This window comes from Nostocoides australiense Ben110, from assembly GCF_001050535.1.
Lineage (GTDB): Bacteria > Actinomycetota > Actinomycetes > Actinomycetales > Dermatophilaceae > Nostocoides_A > Nostocoides_A australiense.
In genome coordinates this window covers 4,255,183-4,255,616 of sequence record NZ_HG764815.1, presented here as the reverse complement: position 1 = coordinate 4,255,616, position 434 = coordinate 4,255,183, and the positions used below count along the sequence as shown (strand labels likewise).

Here is a 434-nt window from a genome sequence, read left to right as displayed (position 1 = left end):
TGCTGCTCCGACCAGCCGCTGGCGAGATGCCGGCGCGCCTTAGGCTGACCCGGTGTTCGTCCGCCACCTGAGCCTGATCGACTTCCGCAGCTACCCGGCTGCCGAGGTCCCCCTCGGGCCGGGCGTGACGACCCTGGTCGGCCTCAACGGCCAGGGCAAGACGAATATCGCTGAGGCACTTGGCTATCTGGCGACGCTCTCCTCCCACCGGGTCTCCACCGACCAACCGCTGGTGCGCTTCGGCGCAAGCCAAGCCATCGTGCGCGGCGCGGTGGTCCGCGACGGCCGCGAGACGCTGGTCGAGCTGGAGATCAACCCCGGCAAGGCCAACCGGGCGCGTCTGAACCGCTCGCCGGTCCCGCGGCCGCGCGAGGTGCTCGGTCAGGTCCGATCGGTGCTGTTCGCGCCCGAGGACCTCGCGCTCGTCAAGGGCG

General features: G+C 71.2%; 1 protein-coding gene. It reads left to right on the top strand.

The genetic code is table 11. The annotated features are described in order from the left end of the window. Nucleotides 1-52: 52 nt before the first annotated feature. Nucleotides 53-434 (top strand): AAA family ATPase (locus BN11_RS26415; protein ID WP_048700451.1); only part of this gene is annotated, 382 nt, incomplete at its 3' end.